The organism is Desulfobotulus mexicanus (assembly GCF_006175995.1).
Lineage (GTDB): Bacteria > Desulfobacterota > Desulfobacteria > Desulfobacterales > ASO4-4 > Desulfobotulus > Desulfobotulus mexicanus.
In genome coordinates, this window is the sequence record NZ_VDMB01000012.1 from 83,569 (window position 1) to 107,116 (window position 23,548).

The following is a 23,548-nucleotide window of genomic DNA, read 5'->3' on the forward strand; positions in this document are numbered from 1 at the left end:
CACTTAAGAATGGTCTAATTCATCTAGCACAAACTAATTGATGGCTTCAAACTGTCGGTATGAGTCTTCTCCGCCTAGATTCTCAGTCTTAGCATATCTTCTTTCTCCAGCAATATGCTTAACTGGCTTTATCCCTAGCTTCTTACCCAATTTATCGAACAAGTCCTTTCTAAGGTATATAAGTTCCCGGTAGTTACTAAAGGTATCGCCTTTGGGGTTAATGTTTAACACGGCCATATTGCCGCTTTTATCCAAATAGATGAATTCTGAGGGATTGAAACGAAGTCCAAGCTCTTTTACGACCCAGGGAGCCAATGCCAATCGCTTAGTACTTTCCTTCGAACTACCAGGGTTTTCCCAATAGTAGTTAAAAGTCGTGGAAAGAATTTTCAAGTTATCAACAATAGGGACTTCGCGCTCAAAAGTTCCGCCTTTTATATAGATTTCATCACTGAATCTAACCTCAGGTTGTTCGTATGTCTGGGTCTCATATCCAATTTCGATTCTGACCTCGGAGTCTCCAGAAAAATCATTAAGAGCTTCGCAATATAACTCCCCTGAATAGACGCTATAGCTGCTATATTTTTCCGGCCAGTCTATCTTCCTTTTCTCTGCCATGTACTTCTTAAGTTGACTCATACAGTGTTCAGAAACAAATGCAGTGTCTATTGAACAATAGAAATTTCTATCTAATTTTTTTGATTCCTCAGAATTAAATCCATATAAAAGAACCCAATCTTGACCATCCGTTTTAATCTCTAGAATGCTTGACAGATTAGGAAGTTCGTCTTCTAGTATCCAATCTTTTGTAGCCATAGATTCATCAGAAAGAAATTCATGGGTAACAAGCTCTGAATCTTCGACCTGATCGGGGAAAAATGGATCTATATCCGTAGCAAAGCGAGCTTCACCATAATATTCCAATTTGGATTCATCACTTAATTGGCCAGCAAGCTCATAATAAGCAATCCACGAGTATTTCTTTCCATACCTTTCAATTCGGGATCGACTTGAGCGCGAGAAGTGGTGTCTATCTGATTCAACAAGCTCTTCTACTTTTTTAAACTGATCATGAGACCATCCCAGCTCATTTACTCGCCAAAGAATGTTACAACGAGCAACCTTATATCCTTCATGTGAATAGTCATAATTACTCCTATCCTTTACAAGACGCCCAATTGTATAGTTTTCAAAATCCATTCTGAAAGGTGAGTTATAACGAGAATATTCTTCTTCATCTTTTTTAATACATTCCCACTCTCTCCTTGGCATCTCCGGAAATGGGTGCAGGAATAAACTCTGATTCAGATCTTGTGTACTATTAGGGTGATGAAATGCTATTAGTTTTAATGTGCAACTTGCATACTCTCTGGTTAACAAATGTGTTGTGGCATTAGAAGCTTTTCTAACAAACATTTCGTTATATAGTTTTTTCCCGTAATCAATAACCGCATCCCTGTATTCTGGCAAGTTAACTAGAATTGATGCAAGCGCATAACTTGAGGCCAACAAGCGCTCCGAAACATAAGGATCATTTACACTCAGTTGCTCTAAAGTTAGCTCAAACATCGAACCAGGATCCTGCTGGCCCACATTATATAGTAATTCTGTAGCACAATCCCTCAGCTCAATTACTGTAGATGTAAGATGCCAGGAGAAAAAAATCATCCTCAACCGAATAGTTTCAGGGCTAAAGTTGGCTCCGGACTTTATATTTGTTAAATGACCTTTCAGTGCGCTAATAATTTCCGAGCTTTGGTTTCTGGTATACTCAGTCCATGACAAGTCTCTATCTGCCATAGACAGATTGAATAATATTTCATTGAAGAACTCTGCATTTAATGGATGTTCAACTGCATACCTCAAAGTCAACAGCTGCTCAATATCCCTCGTCGAGGGGCCATCATAAGTTATTAGAGATTTATAATTATCGAGTGTTTCCGAGCAAATATCATTCTTATCAATTAGAGGAGTCAGTGCTAGCGCAACAGGTTTATAGTCTTCTGGTAGAGCTTTCCAAAGTTGTTCTCGATATATTGTTTTCGGTATCAATACCACTAAAGCATGGAGAATATCTTGGGAAAGCGGGTGTTGATCCGACATTTCACCAAATAGTTTTTTGATAACATCAGACTTGGTGACCCATTCGCTTAAACTCTGCTTACCCGAGTTCTTCCCTAGAAGATACTCCGCAACAATAAAGCCACCCAAACGATCATATACTGGTGTCAGTTCGTAGCTAAATATTTTGTCCCCTTCGTCTCGAAATATAATTCCCTCTTGTGCCAGAAGGTTAACCATATCTGAGTCCCAATCATTAAGGGGGAGTTTCACCTTATCCCTAAAATCATCTTCTGCTATTGATCGGGTATTTTTTTCCCATATACATTCGCCTAGAAAATAGATAGCTTTCTTGGCATCTTCGACTCCATATTTTTGTCTAAGGTTTGTCAAACTGGCGATAGAGTTTGCAGTATGGTTTATTTGCTCTCTAAAAAGGCTGTAGATTGAAGAAGGGAAATACGAAACACGCATTTCGTTTTCAGCTTTTCTGTTAGTAACCTCACAAAATATCTTAAGATTCAAAGGATGGGAGAAAAAATTCAAAGGCGCAGTAAATGGATCTGCTTTAATTTTGTAAAGCCGGAAATAAGCTTTAATCGCTTTGTAAGTTAACGCCTCACCATACCCTTCAGAAAGAATCTCAAAAGCCGATTCCGGTAGCGATTGCTGCGCACTGTTTTCTCTGCCATCGTGTCGTTGACGTCTGTTTGGCCGGTAGTAATTTTCATAACCTTTTTCTGATGTTCTTAAGGTACATACCAACACGACGTTAGGATATTTTTTTAAAACTGGAAGAGTAGATTCGAATAAGTGTTTCCATTCTCTCGGGTCTTGAGCTTCGTTTAATCCATCAATAACGATTGGCAGGCGTCTGCTTGACCTTTCACCCGCGGAGTTCACCGCTGAAATCAATGCCTCGAAGTTGTTAACCTGTTTCTGGTAGAAAGTGAAACTATGAGCAATATCGTCTAGCGTCATATCCTTCTTAAGGCATCTTCCGAGTATAAAAACTCCAGCGGGCCTATCGGACATCTGCGCTGTTAGCTCCACGGCGAGCTGTGTTTTTCCACCACCAGCGTCCGCCAAAATTGCAATAAATTGTTGGGAAAGTAGTTCAACAGCAGATCTGAACAAATTTTTTATATCTTTTATATACGCTAAAGCATTAGTAATCGTCAAAGCTAACGGTAGGTTGCCTGAACGTAGTTGCATTAAGGTTCTTTGAATTTCCAATTTCGACCGAGAGTCAACATCCTCAAGCGTCGCCATTACATCTTGAATATCATCGCCACAAATATCTTTATTAAAGATCTCACAACATTCAAGGAGGTTGGCGCAATATGCATGAAAAACCTCTAACCCATCCCTCCAACGAGAATATTCAGGCTTATTAATGCTTGATTCAATTGTCTCGGATACTTCAGCTAAATTATCAGCGATATTTTTGAATGTGTCCCACGCTTCTTTTTCGCCCAACACCTTTCTAACCTGAAGCTCGGCATCCATTCGCTGATGAACCTCATGAAGCCAGCGACTTTTTATAGGAGCAATTGATTTTTCATGCTGCTCAAGCAGCATTTCATTTGTCAGCGCAAGCTCACCAAAATAAGAGTTACGCAAATCCAAAGCTGGGCCTGATAAAAGCTCATCTAAGTCATGTTGACTCCAAAGGTGCAAGGTAAAGCCATAGTTACTTTGAAGATCATAGAACCATTTTTGATCACATTTAGCTAGGGTTTGGTGGGTCCACAGAAACCAATGATTAATATGTGATACGTGCTCTTTAGTTTTATCTAGTGAATGTATAATTTGCTGCTTAGCTATATTGGTTAGCTCTCCATTTACTTTATAGCTAAACCATTTATTTTGCCATCCAACGGTTTCATTTCTTTTTGCTAATCGTGGGTGGTCGTTGTTCAATGTAATATAGAACTCTACACCAGGCTGGTTCTTCAATTCATGCAAAGGACCTAAACTGCCAAAGTTTCTCCTAACCACTCCTCGGCATAGCTTCTCAAAATTTTCAGTATCAGCACCAGGCAAGTTTTGAAAACGACTCCAATCAAGCATAATTAAATCCTAACTCTTCTTGCTTTCCGGGTAATCATGGGCTGAAAAAACCTCAACCCTCGCACCTTTATGTATTAGAAGACTAACAAATGCATTGACATCGTCATCTGAGCTAACGCGAATCTCTTTACCATGACGGGAAACATGAACATCATACAATAAGTGGCCTAGCTGCTGAGGTGTCAGGGAAAAGAGATTTTCTTTACCCAAAAAATCGAGAGTTTTTCTATCAAACCGATCGGCATCAACATCAAACTCTGAGTTTTCGCTTAGAAAACGCGTGATTTTATCGGTTAATTGTTCAAACGCTTCGGCTTCGTGCTCCTCTTTAAAACTCCCAATTATCACGAGATTTAGCGAGTGTTCAGATCCATAGTTATTCCAAATTTTCATGCTGATTTCCGCTCTTCTATTAACTTGTTAAATGCGTACATTATACCCTTATCGTTAATAACCTGACCGCCACTATCAAAAGAGCATCGTTTCAATATACCGTTGGCATCTATGTGAGCAAACGCAATCTCTTCTGCCTCGCAGGGCAAAGGGGATTGGCTTCTTACCAGTTCAGAATGCGCAGAGCTAATCGATAGCTGTAAACTACCTCTGTAAGAACCTATCCAGTCTGAAAGCTGAGTAAGCGTTTGCTGTGTAACGGCTTTCCCTCGGCCATGCGCTGCTTCTGGAAGAATAAGCAGTTCCTTGGCATGAAATTCTTCCGCAATTTCCGCAGCTTTCGTCAAATCAATAATTGTTGCCTCATTGACAACATAGTTAATTCCAAACGGAATTTTTCCCTTGATTAAACTCAACTTCTCAAGCAGAGAAGGAAAAGAGCGCCCCCTTATTTTTTCATAGGTATGGTGCACACCATCCATGCTTATCCTGAGGAAATTCACCGATGATCTGAGGGCCTCAACTAATGGAACATTCAATCTATGGCCATGAGATGTCATAGTTATCGCGAGATTAGTATAGGTACGTCCAAACTCGCAAAGCTCATGTATTTTTGGGTAGAGCATTGGTTCTCCCCCGCCAAAGCCAACTCCAAAACAGCCTGCGCTATCTAGCTCTAGCATCCACTGCTTTAAAGATTCAAAGTCCAATCTTGCAGGCGTTTTGGATGCATAGCAGTGGGTACACTCAAGATCACAAGCATTAGTTAGTGCAATCGAAACTTGCCTTGGGCTAAATGTCCAACGATCTCTTGGTGGAACAATCTCATCCAGCAGGACATTGGTGCCTGAATCTCGATCAAAAATATGTACGCCATCGGGCCCTAATCTTACTTTTGACATTTAAAACCTATATTCTCAGAATGCCTTTTTAAATTTAGCAAGCACATTTAACTGTCCCTAGTTTTTTTAAAAGATAATTAAGTATGCAATTAACGTTTCTGCTTTAAACTTGGTGCGTTCAAGAACTTAATTATTAAATACGAGCGTGCTGATCCACGCTTAACGCTGCGGGTCAGGGGCGCTTGTAGCGCAGCGGAAAGCGTCCCCTGCACCCGGCTTGTTGGGCTATATAAATTATCATTCTATAAGAAAAGAATTCGACGTAAATTCTAATAGTTTCCCCATTTCACTGCTAACAGTATTCAATAGTTGAAGGCAGCCCGATCCATTATTAGGAATTATTATAAATTCATTCAATTCTAAATTTACTACAAATTGTGTTCCTTCGTTTGATGTTAAGCTGATAAGTCCACTATCTTCATCCTCTTCAAAAGTACCATCAATCTGTTCGCTTAAATCTTCAAATTGATCTGCAATGTAATCAAACTCCATCTCACCACGGATCGGAATGACAAACTCATCTGGTTTTACAGGAAAAATGTCATCAAAATCATTAGGTAACTGGGAAGGAGGAACTCTTAATTTCACTATTCTTGATAAAAGATATTCAGATGGATCCAGTGGATTCTGCTCAGAATCCCACTCCATTCTGAATAAATCACAATCAACATTAGCAGATCCCTCATAAGTATCCCGAGAAATTTCCTTGCGTTTTAGTCCTAAAATGGATTTTGCCCTATCATAAACAATCTTTGATTCTGATTTGATATCTTCAGTTAATAATCTTTGAATGAATTCTGAGACTTTTGAACTGTGGTTGTCAGGTATGAAATGCCCCTTTTTTTTCTGAAAACCAGGTAGATATTTTATAGGGGCACTGTCTTCATTTCTTAGATAAGCTTCTTTTATATCTAAGTTGAATTTCTCCCAATTAAATGATTCTTCATTCCGTTTAATACGCACAATCTCAAACGTATGCCCGGCACTGATAATAGCGTATGGTTGTTGCTGTTTTGAAATGGTCGTTTTTTCACGAATATATTCTGGTATTGCGAAACTCAAATAATCTTTTAATGAGACATCTGTGATCCATTCGTCACGAGTTAAAGCCATTTTTGCATTTCCCTTCAACGCCTCAATTAAATGATATGTCCAAATCCCATGCTGTAGTGTTGTACTCGGAAATGAAGGTTGCCCCGGAGAAGAGGCCAAATATAAAGCCGTATGGTCTTTTGACTGAATGAATTGCTCGAATTCAGATGTGGTCATGTTAGAAATGACATCTCTTGATGGCAAAATATCATTAAGAAATGTTGAGCACGCATCAATAAAAACGAGGGCTTTTTTACAATTAGATTTTTTTAAGGGCTCAAATAAGATTTCACTCAAAGAGATCGTTGTATTTGATAAATTATTAGGATGAGTATCCCAAGCCGTTATCCTATTTTCACCTTCTTTGTGGAACCCATGGCCAGCATAATAAAAAATTAATGTATCATCAGCTCTCAATCCTTGGATAAAGTATGGTAAATCATTTTCAATGCGCGTTCTATTTGCATCAGAATCAAGCCAAATTTGAATATTATCATCTGTGATACCAAACACTTCTTTTATACAATCTTGAAATGCAATAGCATCATTTCTAGCAAAATCTACACCTTTCATATCATGGGGTGCTTTTGAATATGAATAATCCTCTATTCCAATTATTACAGCAAAAATATTTTCAATGTTCATAGCTAACCTAACGGTTTCTCTATAATGCCCAATCGTGGTGCTGACGTAGTCAGCACCACGATTCACGGCGGCTCAGCCGCCGTGAACAAGTTATTGTGCTGATCTGTATAATCTGCATCATTTTTTTAAATCCGATAATACAGACCCCCAAAAAAATATTTTTTCTAACCTGATAACCCGCAATTCATCATAATAATCAGAAAACCTCATATCTTCGATTTCCAGTTCCTGTGGGAAATTTCCTTCTAATAATTCTGGTTCTTCCACCACCCGGAAAACTATTCAGTTTTCATAGAACACCCAGCTTCTTATGGCAAGTTCTTTTGCCGTCACTTTTCAAGGCCCCGTTCTTCCAGAATACTCTTGCATCAGTTTATGGCAAGGTAATGGGCAATGAATGCCTGAAGTTCTTCCGCTTTTCGGTCCTGTGGCAAGATAAGCTCCCGGCCGGTATCCGGATGGATATAGGCTCCCTTCACCCGCTTCTCAGTGGCCCTGAGATGGGCTTCAGTGAGGGACAGGCCGTTATGGAGGAGGATCTGGATGGTCTCCACTCCGGCTGTCCCTGCGACGGCAAGATCCATCAGGGATTGATCATTTTTCTGCGTTGCTGCAAGCTCGGGGTGATTTGCAAGAAGATGGGAAAGGGACACAGAGGCCCCACGCATAGCGGCATCCACTGCATGTTCGGGTTTATAGCGCATCCCGTTTTCGAGTAGATAATCCAGAGTCTGTGTGTCCATGCGTGAGGAAGAGACTGCCAGATCCAGTGCATTTTTATCCTTAAAAATTCCATGGAGATCCGCCCCTTCTGCTTCAAGAAACCGGGCGGTATCAAGCTTACCAAGAAAAATTGATGACAGGATAGGACTCATTCCCCCCTCTGTGGAAGCATCCGGACTCCATCCGGCAGCAAGGAGGAATTTCAGAATTTCAGGATCATCGGAAAAGACCGCCATTTTAACAGCCCCAGGCGTTTTGTCGATGTCGATGATACCCAAGGAAAAAAGTTTTTTTGCAACTTCAAAATTGCTGTGAAGCAGAAAGTGAAAAATTGGTGCCTGAATACTTCCACTTAAAGAGATATTGATATCTGTTTTGTGTTTTTTATAAAAGAGCAGAATATCTTCTGCGCTGCTTTCCTTTATCAGCTGGAAGACTTGAGCTGGTGGGAAGCTGGCAGATTCGATTTTATTATCCGGCTCATTTTTTGTTTCATTGGTAGAAAAAAGATCAGAAGACAGGATGAAATCCGGGTGAGAAGGTGTCATTTTTCTTTGATTGTCATGAAGTTTTTTTGATGGATTGGTGTTTAGCATCAGGGATGGCTCGGATTCGATGGCCGGATTATTTTTCTCATGGCCATGGATGGTTAAAACATATATGGCCAATATACCTGATATGCTGATGAGGACGAGAGATGATTTCAGTCTTTTCATAAATATTTCCCGTAAGATCCGCAGGGGTTTCGATGCAGGGTTCTTGTTCACAGATATGGATAACTTTACATGGCCATTTTTGAAGTCTTGGTCAGCATGGACATTTTCTGAGAAATTTATTGGGCAGTGGGTTTTAAGCTTTCATATTCCACAATACTAACAGTCCAGAGCATAAAACCGACCTATGCCCAAGGATGCGACCATGGGGAAAAAAAGCGCAAGAGACCTTTTTTACGCAGCCAGGGCTGCTGCCAGAAGTTCTCTGGTGTAGGGATGCTCTGGCCGGGTAAAGAGCTGTTCCGCAGGTCCGGTTTCCACAATATATCCGTCCTTCATCACTGCGATTCTGTGGCTGATGCGTCGTACAACGGCAAGATCATGGCTGATGAAAAGATAGCTCAGTCCCCGTTCTTCCTGAAGATGCCGCAGAAGTTCCAGCACCTGAAACTGCACGGAGCGGTCCAGCGATGAGGTGGGTTCATCCAGCACGAGGAGATCTGGCTTGAGGATCAGTGCCCTTGCTATGGCAATGCGCTGGCGTTGTCCGCCGGAAAACTCGTGGGGATAGCGGTCTGCCATGGAAGGCTCCATACCCACGGCTTCAAGGCTCTGGGCAATCTGTATTTCCCTTTCTGCCGGTTTCATATGGGAGTGCACCTCAAGGCCCTCTCCCACAATTTCGCCTACGGTCATTCTGGGGCTTAAGCTGTCAAAGGGATCCTGAAACACCATCTGCATTCTGGGTCGTAATTTGCGGAATTCCCCGGAAGAAAGCCCGTCTATGCGCTGATCCTCCAGAAAAATTTGTCCTTCTGTGTGAATGAGACGTAAAAGGGCATGGGCAAGGCTGGTTTTGCCGGAGCCGGATTCCCCCACCACACCCAGGGTTTCTCCTTTACGGATAACAAGATCCGCCCCCCGCACCGCATGAACATGCCCTTTGACCCTCTGGAGAAGGCCCTCTTTGATGGGAAAGCGTACAGCCAGCCCCCTTGTCTGCAAGAGGGCCGGGTTTTCCGTGAGGGCGCGGGGAGGAGGGGGCTGGGTTGTCCGGACGAGTTCTCTGGTCCATGGATAAACTGGATGGGTAAACAGGGTGTCTTTGGCTGCGGTTTCGAGGATGCGGCCATCCTTCATGACGGCAATGCGGTCTGCCATGCGTCGCACCACGCCGAGGTCGTGGGTGATAAAGAGCATGGCCATGTTCCGCTCCCTGCGAAGATCTTCCAGCAGGCGCAGTATTTTGTCCTGCACGGTTACATCCAGTGCTGTAGTGGGTTCGTCTGCAATGAGAAGATCCGGATTGTTGGCAATGGCCATGGCAATCATTACACGCTGGCGCTGACCTCCGGAAAGTTCATGGGGATAGGATTTTCTGCGGCGGCTGGCATCGGGAATGCCTACCCGGTCCAGAAGGGCTGTCACTTCCTTTTCCGAACGGTGCAGGGGAAGGCCCTGATGCAGATACAGGGCTTCTGCTATCTGTTTGCCCACGGGGTGCAGGGGGTTCAGGGCGGAAAGGGGCTCCTGAAAAATCATGGCAATACGTCCGCCCCGCAGTTTTCTCAGTCTGCTTTCCTCCATGCTGGTTATTTCCATGCCGTTGAAGGCAATGCTGCCGTCAATGTGGCATCCCGAAGGAAGGAGCCGCAGGAGGCTCTTGGCGGTTACGGATTTACCGGAGCCGGATTCTCCCACAAGGGCAAGGCACTCTCCGGCATGAATATGAAAATCAATGCCATGGACCACCGGAGAAAGGGCACCGCCGGTTTTGGAAAAGGCAATGGACAGCTTGTTAACGGTGACAAGGGGTGTATGCATGTCAAAAATCCTTTACAGACCTTCCAGTCTGGGATCAAAGGCGTCCCGCACAGCCTCTCCCACAAAGATGAGGAGGGTGAGCATGATGGAAAGAACGCAGAAAGCGGTAATCCCCAGCCAGGGGGCGTGGAGGTTGGTTTTTCCCTGGGAGAGCAGCTCGCCAAGGGAAGGAGATCCCGGTGGCAGGCCGAAGCCCAGAAAATCAAGGGCCGTAAGTGTTGTAATGGCACCATTGAGAATGAAGGGGAAGAAGGTGAGGGCCGCCACCATGGCATTGGGCAGAATATGCCGGAACATGATGCGTCTGTCCGTCATGCCCATGACCCTTGCGGCCTTGACATAGCCGAGGTTGCGTCCCCTCAGAAATTCTGCCCTGACAACGCCTACCAGGGACATCCACCCGAAAAGGAGCATGAGCCCGAGAAGCCAGAAAAAACTGGGTGTCACCACACTGGAGAGGATCATGATGAGGTAGAGCACCGGCAATCCGGACCAGATTTCCATGAAGCGCTGGCCGATAAGATCCACCTTTCCCCCGTAATACCCCTGCAGGGCTCCGGCAAAGGTACCGATGACAGCACCTCCGAAGGCAAGGCAGAGTCCGAAGAGAACCGAGACCCGGTAGCCGTAGATAACCCGTGCCAGAACATCCCTGCCCTGATCGTCCGTGCCGAGCAGGTTGGTCCTGTCCGGACGGGAAGGTGCAGGTTCCGGAAGATCCATACGAATGGTGTTGTAGGAAAAACGGATGGGTGGCCAGATCATGAATCCATGGGCATCCACATTTTCACGGATATAAGGATCTCTGTAATCACAGAGCGTTGCAAAGTCTCCGCCGAAAACAGTTTCATTATAATCTTTGAGTACGGGAAAATAGGTTTCTCCCTGATACCGGATCATAAGGGGCCTGTCATTGGCAATGAATTCCGCAAAAAGACTTACGAAAAAAAGTATGATGAAGAGGATGAGGGAGATGAGGCCCTTGCGGTTGGCAAGGAATCGTTCCCATCTGCGTCGGGTGGCAGCTTTCATGACCCCTCCCTTGTACCGAAATGAATGCGGGGATCCACAAATGTATAGGTGAGATCACTGATAATACTGAGCAGAAGTCCCATGAGGGTAAAAATGTAAAGGGTTGCGAACATCACCGGATAGTCCCGGCCCATGGTGGCCTCAAAGCCGAGAAGTCCCAGGCCATCAAGGGAGAAGATCACCTCAATGAGCAGGGATCCTGTGAAGAACATGGAAACAAAGGCGGAAGGAAAACCTGCAATGACAATGAGCATGGCATTGCGGAACACATGGCCTAAAAGAACCCGTTTTTCATCCGCTCCCTTGGCTCTGGCGGTTTCCACATACTGTTTGTGAATTTCATCCAGAAAGCTGTTGCGGGTAAGCATGGTGAGGGAGGCAAAGCCGCCGATGACCATGGCTGTGATGGGAAGAGCCAGATGGTGAAAATAATCCAGAATTTTTCCAGCCGTGGAAAGCTGTTCAAACCCCGGAGAAGTAAGGCCCCGCAGTGGGAACCACTGAAAATAGGAGCCTCCCGCAAAGAGAATGACAAGGGCAATGGCAAACAGGAAGACAGGTATGGCGTGGGCCACACTGATGACGGTGGTGGTCCATCCGTCAAAGCGGGTTCCATGATGTACCGCCTTGCGGATGCCAAGGGGAATGCAGACCATATAAATGATGAGGGTGGACCAGAGACCCAAGGAAATGGATACGGGCATTTTCTGGGCAATGAGGGAAAGAACGGTTTCATTTTTATAGAAGCTTTCACCAAAATCCCAGAAAAAATAATCTTTGAGGAGTTTGAAGTAGCGTTCGTGCATGGGACGGTCAAAACCGAACATTTTTTCCAGTTCTTCTATGAACTCTGGATCAAGGCCCTCTGCACCCCTGTAGCGGATTCCGGCTTCGCTTTCCATGGTGTTGTCGTTTTCAAAAAAGTCGTCAGCACCGGAGCCGGAAATCCGTTCCGTCAGATCTCCGCTGGTTCCGGAAATTCGGGCTATCATCTGCTCAACGGGGCCGCCCGGAGCGGCCTGAATGACAAAAAAGTTTACCGTGAGAATTCCCAGCAAGGTGGGAACAATCAAAAGAAGGCGGCGCAGCAGGTAGGCACTCATTTTTTATCTCCCCCCGGCTCTGTGTGCATGACGGCTCCGGGTGTGAGCCTTGCTTCGGCTTCGGTGTCAATCCACCAGGTATAAATGCCAAGGCCATGCTCAGGCGATTTTTCCGGATGGCGGAGTTTGTCCCAGTAGGCGATGCGGTAGCTGGCATTGAACCATTGGGGAATCACATAGTGGCTGGCCCGAAGTACCCTGTCCAGCGCCCTGCATGCGGTAATCAGCTCTTCTCTGTTTTCTGCATTGAGAATGTGTTCCACAAGGGCATCCACCACTGGATCTGCAATGCCGATGGTATTGCGGCCTCCGGGTACGGATGCCGCTTCTGAACTCCAGAAATCCCTCTGTTCTGAACCGGGGGAGTGGCTCTGACGGAAATTCCCCACTATCATGTCATAGTTGAAATCCTGCAGCTGACGCACATAGCGGGTGCGGTCCACTACGCGGACCGAGGCATCCACGCCCAGCCGGGCAAGATTCTGGCGAAAGGGCATGGCAATGCGCTGAAAGGAAGGTGATGCCAGAAGAATCTCAAAGGAAAGGGGGCGGCCCGTTTCTTTGTGAATGCGTTTTCCACCTTTGAGAATCCATCCGGCTTCATTGAGAATGCGGTCCGCCTCCCTGAGCAGGGGCCTGATATTGCCCGAACCGTCAGTGACAGGCGGTACTATGGCAGTACCAAAGGCAGATTCCGGCAGGAGATGGCGAAAGGGTTCCAGCAGGACAAGTTCTTCTTCCGAAGGAAACCCTTCGGCTGCCATGGGGGAGTTCTGGAAAAAACTGTGACTGCGGCTATATTGGCCATAAAAGAGATGGGTGTTGGCCCATTCAAAATCAAAAACCAGAGACAGGGCTTTACGTACCGCCCTGTCCCTGAAAACGGGTTTGCGGATATTGAAAACAAAACCCTGCATGCCCTGAGGACGTTCATGGGGGATGGTTTCCTTACGGATGCGCCCGTCCCGGAATGCAGGCCCGTCATAGAGGGTGGCCCAGGTTTTGGCGGTATTTTCCAGTCTGTAGTCAAAAACACCGGCTTTGAAGGCTTCAAGGCTTACTGTGGCATCTCTGAAGTACTCCCACGAGATAAAATCAAAATTGTAATGGCCCTGATTCACAGGAAGATGCCAGCCCCAGTAGTCTTTGTCCCTTATATAGGTGATTCGTCTGCCTGCATCAAAGGAGTGGATGCGGTAGGGGCCGGAACCCACGGGCGTTTCCAGAGAAGAGCGGGAAAATTCCCTCTCCTTCCATACATGGGCGGGAAGAACGGGGAGCTGTCCTAATATATAAGGTGTTTCCATGGCAGAACCGGGCCGGATATCAAAGCGCACGGTATGTTCGTCCGGGGCATGCACTCCGGTGATATCCTCGTAATATTTACGATAGTGGGGAGAGCCTTCCCGGATAAGAATCTGAAAGGAAAAAACCACATCTTCCGCCAGTACGGGGTGACCGTCATGGAAGCGTGCTTCCGGTCTCAGCCGAAAGGTTACGGAAGTACGGTCTTCCGACACGCTAACAGACCCGGCAATGAGTCCATAGCTGGAAGAGGGTTCGTCAAGGGAGGCTGTCATCAGGGTTTCATAAAGAAGTCCCACCCCTGCCGCTGCCGTTCCCCGGATGGTGAAGGGGTGAAAGCTGTCAAAGCTTCCTGTGGCGGCCATGCGCAGATGTCCGCCTTTGGGTGCGTCCGGTCTGGCATAGGCAAAATGGGTGAAATCAGTGCCATACTGCGGCTCTCCCCACAGGGCGATGCCGTGGGAAGGAGCCGCCAGTACCGGTGTGATGAAGTAAAGCCCCTGTATCAGCAGCATACATATCAGATTCAGGCGCATTAGAGTCCTTCTTCTCCAACGGGCAGTACGGTTATGGAAGAAGCCCTGTCTGGCTTAAGCCATTTCTCAGCCAGTCTGGTCAGGTCCTTTGCCGTAATCTCCAGATAACCGCTTTCAAGGGTACGTACCCGATCCAGCTGACGGGGATCTTCCACAGATCCCGCCATCACACCGGCAAGCCAGAAGCTGTTGTTCCGGAATCTGTCCTTCAGGCCGGTTAACAGAGGGTCTCTGGCCCTTCGGAGTTCTTCTTCAGAGACACCTTCTCTTTTCAGTTTCTCGCTAACATCCATTATGGCTTTGTGCACCATGGCAACCTGATCCGGCCTTGCGCCAGTTTGTATGTAAAGACCGCCGTAATCCTTGTATACGGAACTTGCCTGATGGAAGCTCCGGGGCGAATAGGCAAGGCCTTGTTTTTCACGGATTTCTTTGCGGATGCGATCCGAGAGTACCCGTGAAAGGAGGGTAAGTCCCCTGGATTCTTCCACCGGTTCAAGTCCCATTGTGGGAAAGCCTATGCGGATCTGGGCAGAGGGAATCTGTGTGTCCACCCAGTAAGTGGCTTTGGCTCCTTCATTGAAGGCCAGAGGACTTATGGTTTTTTCCTTGCGGGGGCTGCGGGGAAGGTCTCCGAAATAACGTCCCACTTCCCCAATAACAAGTTCCGGATTTACATTGCCCACCACGGTAATTTCAAGGGCTGCATCCATGAAGGCTGGTTTCAGCCAGTTTTCGGCGGCCCGACGCATGTCTTCATTCATTTCAGAGGCTTTGGGTCTTGAAAATCTCGGGTCAAAGGAGGCAAAGAAAGAAGGGGCAATGTGCTGCATGGTGCCTGCAATATCGGACTCCATGCGTCTTTCCTCCTGCTCTGCACGTCTGCGGACAAGTTCCCAGGCTTCCGTACGGAAGGCAGGGTCCAGCAAACGGTGACGCAGAAGGTTCATCAATTCGGAAAAATCTTCCGGTTTTGAGGATGCGGAGAAGCGGAAATTTTCCTGAGCTACGGAGAATTCCACGCTCATTCCTTTACCGGCAAGGGCCCGTGCCAGGTCTGGCCGGTCCAGGGTAGCGGTTCCGGAAAGATTTACAAGGGCTGGGGCTGCAAGGGAGAGGCCTGGCCAGTCTTCCGGCTCATGGGCTCTGCCGGGACCAAAGGAAATAAGAACCCGGACGGTGTCCGCCTCAAAATCCGTCTGCTTTACATGGAGGGTGGTGTGGTTGGCAAATTGTACGGTGGAAAATTCCAGGTCCTCGATGGATACTGATGTAAGGGGCTGGACAGCCTTTGCCGGTTCCGGGAGGTAGGGGAAGATGGCAGCTACTGCCATATCCGGAGCTGCAACGGGTATGGTGGTACTTTTCTCCCATACTGACTGCATGCGGGAAAGGGCGGTGTGATCGTCAAGGCTAGTATTGCCCGTGATGGCAATGAGGCGATGATCATCCCCCCAGGCATTTTTCATGGCCTCCAGCACATCTTCCGCCTGAATTTCTTCTATGAAACCGGCAAAGAGAGCCTTGTCATCCTCCGGGGAGGTGAAAACCCGGGGGGTATTCATGGCCTGTATGATTTCATCGGCAATTTTTCGGCTGGGAATGGTGGAAAAACCTGCAATGCGGCGGTCAAGGTAGGAGAGTGTTTCCCTGCGAACCCTGTCCATTTCCTCTTCGCTGAAGCCATGGGTCAGAGCCTTTCTCAGTTCCTGTTCCATAAGTGAAAGGGAGGCTTCCCACTTGTCCTTAGGGGCTATGGCCACAAGGCGGGTGGACAGGATACTTTGGTGCTGAATATCTGCCATGGCCACGGCACGGTTGTAGGGTGTTGCCGGATCACTGAGTCTGTCGGAAAGCCGATGGCGGAGAAGCATGCTGCCCAGCTGCAGTGTGAGGCTTTCTTTGCGGCTTTCAAGGTTATCTTTTCTGGGGGGGACCATGCGGGATGCAGCTATGACAATGGATACATCCCCGGATTCGGGTTCTGCATGGTGGAAAAAAAGTTCACCTTCATGGCTAAAGTGCCCCAGATCGGGAATTTCCCGTTCAGGTGCCCTTGCTATAATGGGCGAAAAGTGTTTCATTATAAGGTCTTCTGCTTTATACGGGTCCACGTCTCCCACGAGAATGACCATCATAGCTTCGGGCCGGTACCAGGTATTGTAATAGTCCAGAAGTTCTTTCCGGTCTCCTTTTTCTATAACGGCTTTTTTTCCGATAGGCGGGCGTTCATTGCTGCGGATGCCGGGCAGAAGAAAGTTTCTCAGGGCTTGCCCTGTGCGGTAACGGGCTGAATCTCTGGCCCTTTTTTCCGCAAGGATAACTCCTTTTTCCCTTTCAATTTCATTTTCATCAAAGATCAGGCCATGGGCATAGTCCGCAAGAACCTGAAACCCTTTTTTAAGGCCCTGTTCATCGGCCTTTGGGAGGAGAATATGGTAGACCGTTTCCCCAAGGCCCGTATGGGCATTGGTATCTCCGCCAAAACTCATGCCTATGCTCTGAAAGTAATGGATCAGGGTTCCCGGAGGAAAGTTGGTGGAACCGTTGAAGGCCATGTGTTCCACAAAATGGGCAAGACCCTGTTGGGCATCGCTTTCATGGAAGGAACCCGCCTGTACATTGAGGTGAAGACTGGCCCGGTTTCTTGGGGTCTGGTGAGGCAGAATCACATAACGAAGACCGTTGTCAAGGGTTCCAGTGATAAGATCCGGATGCAGGGGCAGGTCGCTTTTTTCATGAATCCAGCCCCTTGTGTCCGGAAGGGCGAAGAGGTTGCCCGCAAAAAGAAAGAGGCAGGTCACTGCAATGGCAGGAATACGGCTTTGCCGGACTCTGGATATGATACCTTGGTAAGACATGAAAAATCCTTTCGCTACCCATGGCTGCTTATAATAAAGTTTCAAAATATTAATTCTGCCCTATGGAAGGGCTTATGCGCAAGATCAAAGCCTTTCGCTGCCTTGTAGTCAGAAGAAATATGATAGTCAATCTTTTTTAGTCTCTGCTAATATTGTTAGTTTGTTCTGTTTAGTTTGTGCTGCATTGAAAGCCGTTGACATTCCTTGATCGTTGAATGTAGGAAGTATTTTGAATTCTTTGCTGTGCTGGCATGATCTCACTGGTTTTTTTAGTAAAAAATGATGTTTTATGCTGATAGAATTCGGGTTTGTTTAAAAAATGGTTTTCTGGGGGTCTTATGAAGAAAAAAAGTGCTGTTGAGTTTATTGTTGCGGGTCTTGGCTTTATGCTTTTGCTTGGCGGATGCGGGGATTCTTCATCTGGTTCATCCTCCGGTGGGACACCTTCAGCTCAGACTGTTCAGGTGTCAGGGTATGTTGAAGATCCTGCCATACGTGGTGCTGTGGTTGAGTTGTGGAACAGCCATGGCAGTGCCGCAGGAATCTGTGGAACTTCAGGAAATCAGCTTTGCAGAACCGTATCCGGCGATGATGGTTTTTTTCGTTTCAGGGTTTTAAAGGATGCCCCTGCAGGTCTGGAAGTGGTGGCCAGCGGCGGAATGGATACGGAAACGGGTATTTCTCTGGGCAATTTGCGCCTGAAAGCCTTGCTGGATGGGGCAGCATCAAAAGATCAGGTGGCTGTTACCCCCGTGACCACCCTTGTGGCAATGGCGGTAAAGGCGGGGCAGACTACTGAAGAGGCGCAAAAAAATGTGCGTGAATTTCTGGGCCTTGAAGCGGAAGCCGATCTTATGCTCCGCCCTATGGGACCCGGTGGCGGATTTGTCTTGCAGCGAAGTATGGTTATCACAAAGATTGTTACGGATCTTAACTCATTGGGAGTCAGTGATCCCTTTGGAAAGCTCTCTGGCCTGATGGCAGAGGGGCAGGCGCTGATCCGTCAGGGGGATATGGATGAGATTACCCTTGGAAATGCAGGGCTGCCGCAGGAGAGGATAAGGGAGGTCCGCAGCCTGCATGAAGCCCTTCGTTCTGCCGGTGTTCAGAATACGGCAGCCCTTGTTGCTGCGGCCAGAAAATCTTTGCTTGCGGATTCTCTGATGAAAAGCATGGAGCGGCTTTTTACCCATTCGGATGATGACTTTGAGGCCCACCGTGATTTTTACAGGGATAATGCAGCCGTTCTTTCTGAAAATCTGATGGCCCATGCAGAGATGCCCGTGTCAGGACTGCCCGTGGAACGGATCTTCCGTTACCTCATTGATGCGTATGGTCTTGTGGACATGGAGCTCAATGATGATGAGACAGCGTATAAAATGACGGGAAAGCTTGTCAGAAGTCAGCTCACACTTCAGGATCTGACAAAAGATGGCATCCCCCTTTCCGAAGATGCCAGAATCCGGGAACTTGCAAGGGCAGCATATATATATGATGTGGCCGAAGCCCTTCTTCCGGGAGAGCTTCCCGGTAATGACAATGCAAAACGGATTCACTATTACTACAATTCTAATACTTCCCGTTTGTACAAGGCAGAAACCATGCTGGATACGGTGCTGGATGATACGGTGAATGACACCATCCGGACGGAGATTGTGCGGGGCAAGGCCAGAGTCGGTTTGTTTGACGAGGCAAAGGTCATCATTAAAGAGCAGATGTATCTGGATTTTCAGAAGGCAAGGGCCTGGGTGGCTGTGGCAGAGAATTATATTCCCTTTGGAAAATTTAAAGAGGCAGAAGACTGTCTGGATGAAGCTTTAAGGATTCATAAGGCACTTCTTTCCTCCAAGGGATACCACAACCTTGAATCAGCGGATACCAGCCTGTTGCAGACAATTGCCAAGTGGTACAGAAAGGCCCATTATCCTGAAAAATCAAAGGAGATTGCAGAGTATATGCATGGGGAGCTTGGCCCCCATCTTTCTGCGCCATCTTATTCCAGAATTCTTCAGGCCATGGTGAATCTCGCCGATGATTTCATTTCCATGGATGAGCCGGACCAGAGGGATGCCCCTGCCGCCAGGGATGCACTGGATGCCCTCTACCGTTATGCTCAGGACTGCCCGCCCACAGAACGTGCCAATGGCAGAAGGGATTATATGCTGAAGGTCATGTATCTGGCGGATGCGGCCTTGCGTTATGCATGGTTGGGGGATGGGGTCAGGGCATATGAAATTGTGCAGGAAGTGGAAGGGATGCGCAGCAATGACGGCCTTGCTTCCTTTTCTCCTCCCAATCAGGAATACAATAACTACACAAAAGATCTTACCTGGGTTTATGTGCCAAGGATGGTGGAGGCCCTTGTCATATCAGCTTATATGGATGAGGCAAAAGCACTGCTTAAAACCCTGCCGGCGAACCGTGCGAGCCAGAAGGGCAGATCTTATGGTGATTTTGCCGTTGGAATGGTAGAGCAAGGTTATTCGGCTCATGAGATCGTGGATGAGTTAGAAAAACTGATTTCAGGTCGGAATGCTGAGGAAACTGCGGAAATGCAGATAAGGGCTCTGACCTATTTTAATGAAGCGGTGCCCCATGCGGCAATGGTCATGGTTGAAAAGGGCAGATATCAGGAGGCTGCCCTGCTGGCGGATCAGGCTTTGAAATACGTCAACGCCATTTACAAACCCGGTGCTGCTGATAAAGATATAAGCTATTCAAAGGTTTTTCAGGGTTATCTGCGTTGTGCCAGAATTTATCACAGGGCGGGCTATGTATCCGATGCCCTTAAGGCCATGGATTATGCTGAAACCGTACTTTTCGGAGGGGGATTTTCCGCCGAAAAAATCGATGATAAGGGTCGTCTGATCCGGGATGCTGCGGGAAATTTTGATACTGAATGGCTTGATTATGATAAGGTGCAGGATGATGAGCAGCTTATCTTTGGTATCGGCTACATTGCCCGCATGTGGAATGAGATGGGTGATGATGCCCGCAGCCGTGAATTTCTGGAAAGGGGTCGTTCCCGTCTCAGTGACATTTCGCAGACTGCAGGCAGTGTTTTTGTTGCCAGAGAATATAACAAACTGATCCGGTCTGCTCTGAATAGTGATGATATCGAGATGGCTCTTTCTCTGATTTCTGAGGGAGAGGCTGTTGCTGACAGGATTCATACGGACGCAGTTCAGGAAGATCAGAGGGAAAAGGCCTTTCAGGATCAGGCGCAGCAGCTTCGATCTCTGGGCGAAAAGGCCTGGGAGGTTGGTGAGCTTTCCCTTGCACGAGAGCTTTTCCGTAAAGCCTATACGGCAGCAAAAATGTTGTCCAGCCTAAGTAACAGGACCAAAGAGATGGGAGATATCGCCCAGTCTGCAGGGGAAGCCGGCCTGGTGGATTTTGGTATGGAGGTAGCCCTTGCTGTTCCCGTGATTCCTGAGCGTTACAAGACTATTGGTAAAGTGGCTGAAAAAGTAGTAAAATATGATGATTTTAATGGTGTGTCCATTGCATGGGTGGATACGGACAGGGATGGCAGGCCGGATTTTTTCCATCCTCTGGCAACGGTTGAGATGATAGTTGCATCCGGTCTTGTGCTGGATGAGGACTCCAATGGAAATGGTATTCCCGACACCGAGGACCTGCGGCCTCTTTATGTTAAATAAGCCTTCTGGAACCAGCCATCCAGTGTTCAGGCTGTTTTGAAAAAACTCCGGCGATGCCCTGCAATGGGTGTCGCCCTTTTTTTATGCATGGGAATTTATCGAAAGGATATGCTATGCCTTTGATACGCCTGATAGCCGTTTTGCTATTCTTTCCATGGATTTTTCAGCCAGCCTCTCTTCTGGCAGGAGAATCTGCCCATGGTGAAATTTATCTCATGCAGGAGATACTGGTAAAGGACACGGCGGATGTCCGGGCCACAGGCCGGTCTGTGATTTCAGGGAGGGTGCTGGAAAATCTGCCCGCAGGTAATGCAACCCTTACGGATATGCTGAAGGTACTTCCGGGTGTACAGTTTGAAGAAGCCTATGGATCGGCTGCCACAGGCGGTGAGATTCTTCCGCCTGAGGTTTCCATTTCCGGTGGTCGTTTTTATGATAATTATTTTTCCGTGGATGGGACAGGTAATAACAGTTTTCTGGATCCCACCCGGAAATCCTCCAGCAGTCTGCATGAGGTGCCGGGCCACTCCATGGAGCTGAGTCCTTCTACCGATGTGCTGGAATCCCTTACGGTGTATGACAGCAATGTACCTGCCTGTTACGGGGGCTTTACGGGCGGGGTGGTGGATGCCAGAACCCGAAGGCCAGATACGGAGTTTTCAGGTGCCGTTTTTTACAGAACCACCCGTGACTCATGGACTCGGTTTCATCTCAATGCTGAAGAAAAACATCAGATGCTGCACTCCACATCTTCAAGATGGCAGCCTAAGTTCCGTAAGGAAAATTATGGCTTAAGGCTGGATGTTCCTGTCACGGATTCCGCAGGTTTTATGCTTGCCTTCAGGGAAGACAGATCCACCATCCCTTTGAAAAACCTTGGCGGCACGGAGGATCAGACCCGAAAGGGGCAGCATTTTTTTGTTAAGGGCAGTGCATTGCTCTCGGATTCGGATTCTCTGGATATTTCTTTTACATATGCCCCCTATGAGGGGGAGTATTTCCACAGTGATGCCCTTAATAATGCCTACAGAATTGAAGGTGGTGGTTCTGCCCTCCGGGCAGGGCATTTAAGGGAGGCGGGATGGGGAAGTATTGATACCCGTCTTTCATGGCGTTACAGCGAAAACAAGCGACATTCCCAAAGTGCCACCTGGTACCGATGGGCCATCACGGATTCCAGAGATTGGGGAAAGGCCAGCCGGGGTGCATCTTCCAGCATGGAAGGGGGGTATGGGGATCTGGAAAGGGAGCAGGAAACCCTTGAGGCCGATACGACCCTTGCGTTGAGCACCTTTACCATGGCGGGTATGGCGCACAGCCTTGAGACGGGCGTTTCTCTTTCAAAGATCCGGGGCAGAGAAAAAAGGCCGGAGGATGTGTTTATCTATACCTCGCCCGTAACGAACAATCCCGGCTTCATAGCAGATTCGGATGATCCGTCCCTTGTGCCGGGTGAGCAGTATTTTGCCAGACGGCAGGTGCTTTCTGCCTACAGCACAGAGGCGGACATTCAGTCTATGGCCTTTTATCTTTCTGATACAATGACCTGGAAGCGTCTCACCTTACGGCCGGGGTTGCGGATCAGCCGGGATGATTTCCTGGAGAATACTGATCTCGCCCCACGTTTTTCTGCGGATCTCGACATCCTTGGTACTGGGGATACGGTTTTTACCGGTGGCCTGAACCGCTACTATGGTCAGGCCTTCCTCAGCCATAAGCTGAAGGAAGGCAGGGGAACTGGTTCCTATAATGAATGGCGTACGACGTATCAGAATCAGGTGACCCCATGGCAGTATGCAGGAAGCAGTGAAACTGCCTGGCGTTTTTCAGATCTAAAAACCCCCTACAGTGATGAATGGACGGTGGGGCTGGATCAGCGTCTTATGGGTGGACGCCTGACCCTGCGTTATGTTGAAAGGGAAAATAAAAATGAGTTTGCACGAAAAAGGGGCAGCATAGAGCGGGATGGTGTGCGCTATGATACCTTTAATAACGGAGGAAAAAGTGATTACAGGTCCGTCCGGGCAAGCTGGGGAAGGCGCTGGGGGGATACGGAAATGCTGGCCAATCTCAGCTGGCAGGAGCGCCATACCCGTGCGGTAGATTTTAATGAATTGCTGGAGGATGACAATAAGAGCAGGCGTGTCTGGTATCAGGACAGACTATATTATCTGGATGAGCTTCCCAAAGGCAATTATGCCAGACCATGGGTGGGCAATCTTACGCTTATTCAGAAACTGCCCTGGAACCTTTCTGCAACGGCTTTTCTTTCCTGGAAGTCGGATTTCGATGAAATCCGGGACAGCAGGGAAGTCATGGAACTTCCTGACAGTGAAAAGGAAAGGGACCCTGTCACAGGAGAAGTTTTGCGGGAAAATGCTCCAGTCTATGAGAAAGTGACCCGCAATGCATTCTGGCAGCTGGATATGCGCCTGAAGGGGAAAGTTCCCTTTGGAACCCGTTTTTCCGCAACCTGGGATCTTGAGGTGATGAATTTATTTGATAGGGAAATACGTACTTCCGATGATACGCCTCTGATGGGCCGGCAGTTCTGGGCTGGAATTTCTCTGGAGTTCTGAGTCAATACAATCTTTTGAAACCATGCCTTGCCATGTTTTTTTGA

General features: G+C 47.4%; 12 protein-coding genes. 2 read left to right on the plus strand and 10 right to left on the minus strand.

Annotated elements, in window-relative coordinates; all coding sequences use genetic code 11:
* Positions 1 to 33 precede the first annotated feature (33 nt).
* From FIM25_RS10525 to FIM25_RS10570, 10 genes are all read right to left on the minus strand, one after another.
* Positions 34 to 4,134: an NACHT domain-containing protein gene (locus FIM25_RS10525; protein ID WP_139449036.1), complete on the minus strand. Its 4,101-nt coding sequence runs from the start codon at positions 4,132 to 4,134 to the stop codon at positions 34 to 36.
* Between the two features lie 9 nt (positions 4,135 to 4,143).
* Positions 4,144 to 4,527 (minus strand): DUF6375 family protein, encoded by a 384-nt coding sequence (locus tag FIM25_RS10530; RefSeq protein ID WP_139449038.1) that lies wholly within the window; start codon positions 4,525 to 4,527, stop codon positions 4,144 to 4,146.
* Positions 4,524 to 5,429 carry a radical SAM protein gene (locus FIM25_RS10535; protein ID WP_139449040.1) on the minus strand — a complete coding sequence of 302 codons (906 nt, stop codon included), beginning with the start codon at positions 5,427 to 5,429 and terminating at the stop codon, positions 4,524 to 4,526. The genes FIM25_RS10530 and FIM25_RS10535 overlap by 4 nt, the downstream gene beginning before the upstream one ends.
* 237 nt (positions 5,430 to 5,666) lie before the next feature.
* Positions 5,667 to 7,232, minus strand: coding sequence for a caspase family protein (locus FIM25_RS10540; RefSeq protein ID WP_139449042.1), 1,566 nt, complete (start codon positions 7,230 to 7,232; stop codon positions 5,667 to 5,669).
* A gap of 302 nt (positions 7,233 to 7,534) precedes the next feature.
* Positions 7,535 to 8,605, minus strand: coding sequence for an ankyrin repeat domain-containing protein (locus tag FIM25_RS10545; protein ID WP_139449044.1), 1,071 nt, complete (start codon positions 8,603 to 8,605; stop codon positions 7,535 to 7,537).
* 231 nt (positions 8,606 to 8,836) lie between these two features.
* Complete coding sequence (locus tag FIM25_RS10550) at positions 8,837 to 10,426, minus strand: ABC transporter ATP-binding protein (protein ID WP_139449046.1); 1,590 nt, start codon at positions 10,424 to 10,426, stop codon at positions 8,837 to 8,839.
* Positions 10,427 to 10,438: 12 nt separating this feature from the next.
* Complete coding sequence (locus FIM25_RS10555; protein WP_139449048.1) at positions 10,439 to 11,458, minus strand: ABC transporter permease; 1,020 nt, start codon at positions 11,456 to 11,458, stop codon at positions 10,439 to 10,441.
* On the minus strand, positions 11,455 to 12,561 hold the full coding sequence (locus FIM25_RS10560) for a microcin C ABC transporter permease YejB (RefSeq protein ID WP_139449050.1): 1,107 nt from the start codon (positions 12,559 to 12,561) through the stop codon (positions 11,455 to 11,457). Before FIM25_RS10560 ends, FIM25_RS10555 begins: the two co-directional genes overlap by 4 nt.
* Positions 12,558 to 14,402, minus strand: coding sequence for an extracellular solute-binding protein (locus FIM25_RS10565; RefSeq protein ID WP_139449052.1), 1,845 nt, complete (start codon positions 14,400 to 14,402; stop codon positions 12,558 to 12,560). The genes FIM25_RS10560 and FIM25_RS10565 overlap by 4 nt, the downstream gene beginning before the upstream one ends.
* Positions 14,402 to 17,263 (minus strand): M16 family metallopeptidase, encoded by a 2,862-nt coding sequence (locus FIM25_RS10570; protein ID WP_139449054.1) that lies wholly within the window; start codon positions 17,261 to 17,263, stop codon positions 14,402 to 14,404. Before FIM25_RS10570 ends, FIM25_RS10565 begins: the two co-directional genes overlap by 1 nt.
* Before the next feature lie 338 nt (positions 17,264 to 17,601).
* Here FIM25_RS10570 and FIM25_RS10575 point away from each other — a divergent pair, with 338 nt between their 5' ends.
* Together FIM25_RS10575 and FIM25_RS10580 are read left to right on the plus strand one after the other, a co-directional pair.
* Positions 17,602 to 20,925, plus strand: coding sequence for a hypothetical protein (locus tag FIM25_RS10575; protein ID WP_139449056.1), 3,324 nt, complete (start codon positions 17,602 to 17,604; stop codon positions 20,923 to 20,925).
* A 113-nt stretch (positions 20,926 to 21,038) separates the two neighbouring features.
* On the plus strand, positions 21,039 to 23,504 hold the full coding sequence (locus FIM25_RS10580; RefSeq protein ID WP_139449058.1) for a TonB-dependent receptor plug domain-containing protein: 2,466 nt from the start codon (positions 21,039 to 21,041) through the stop codon (positions 23,502 to 23,504).
* Positions 23,505 to 23,548 lie beyond the last annotated feature (44 nt).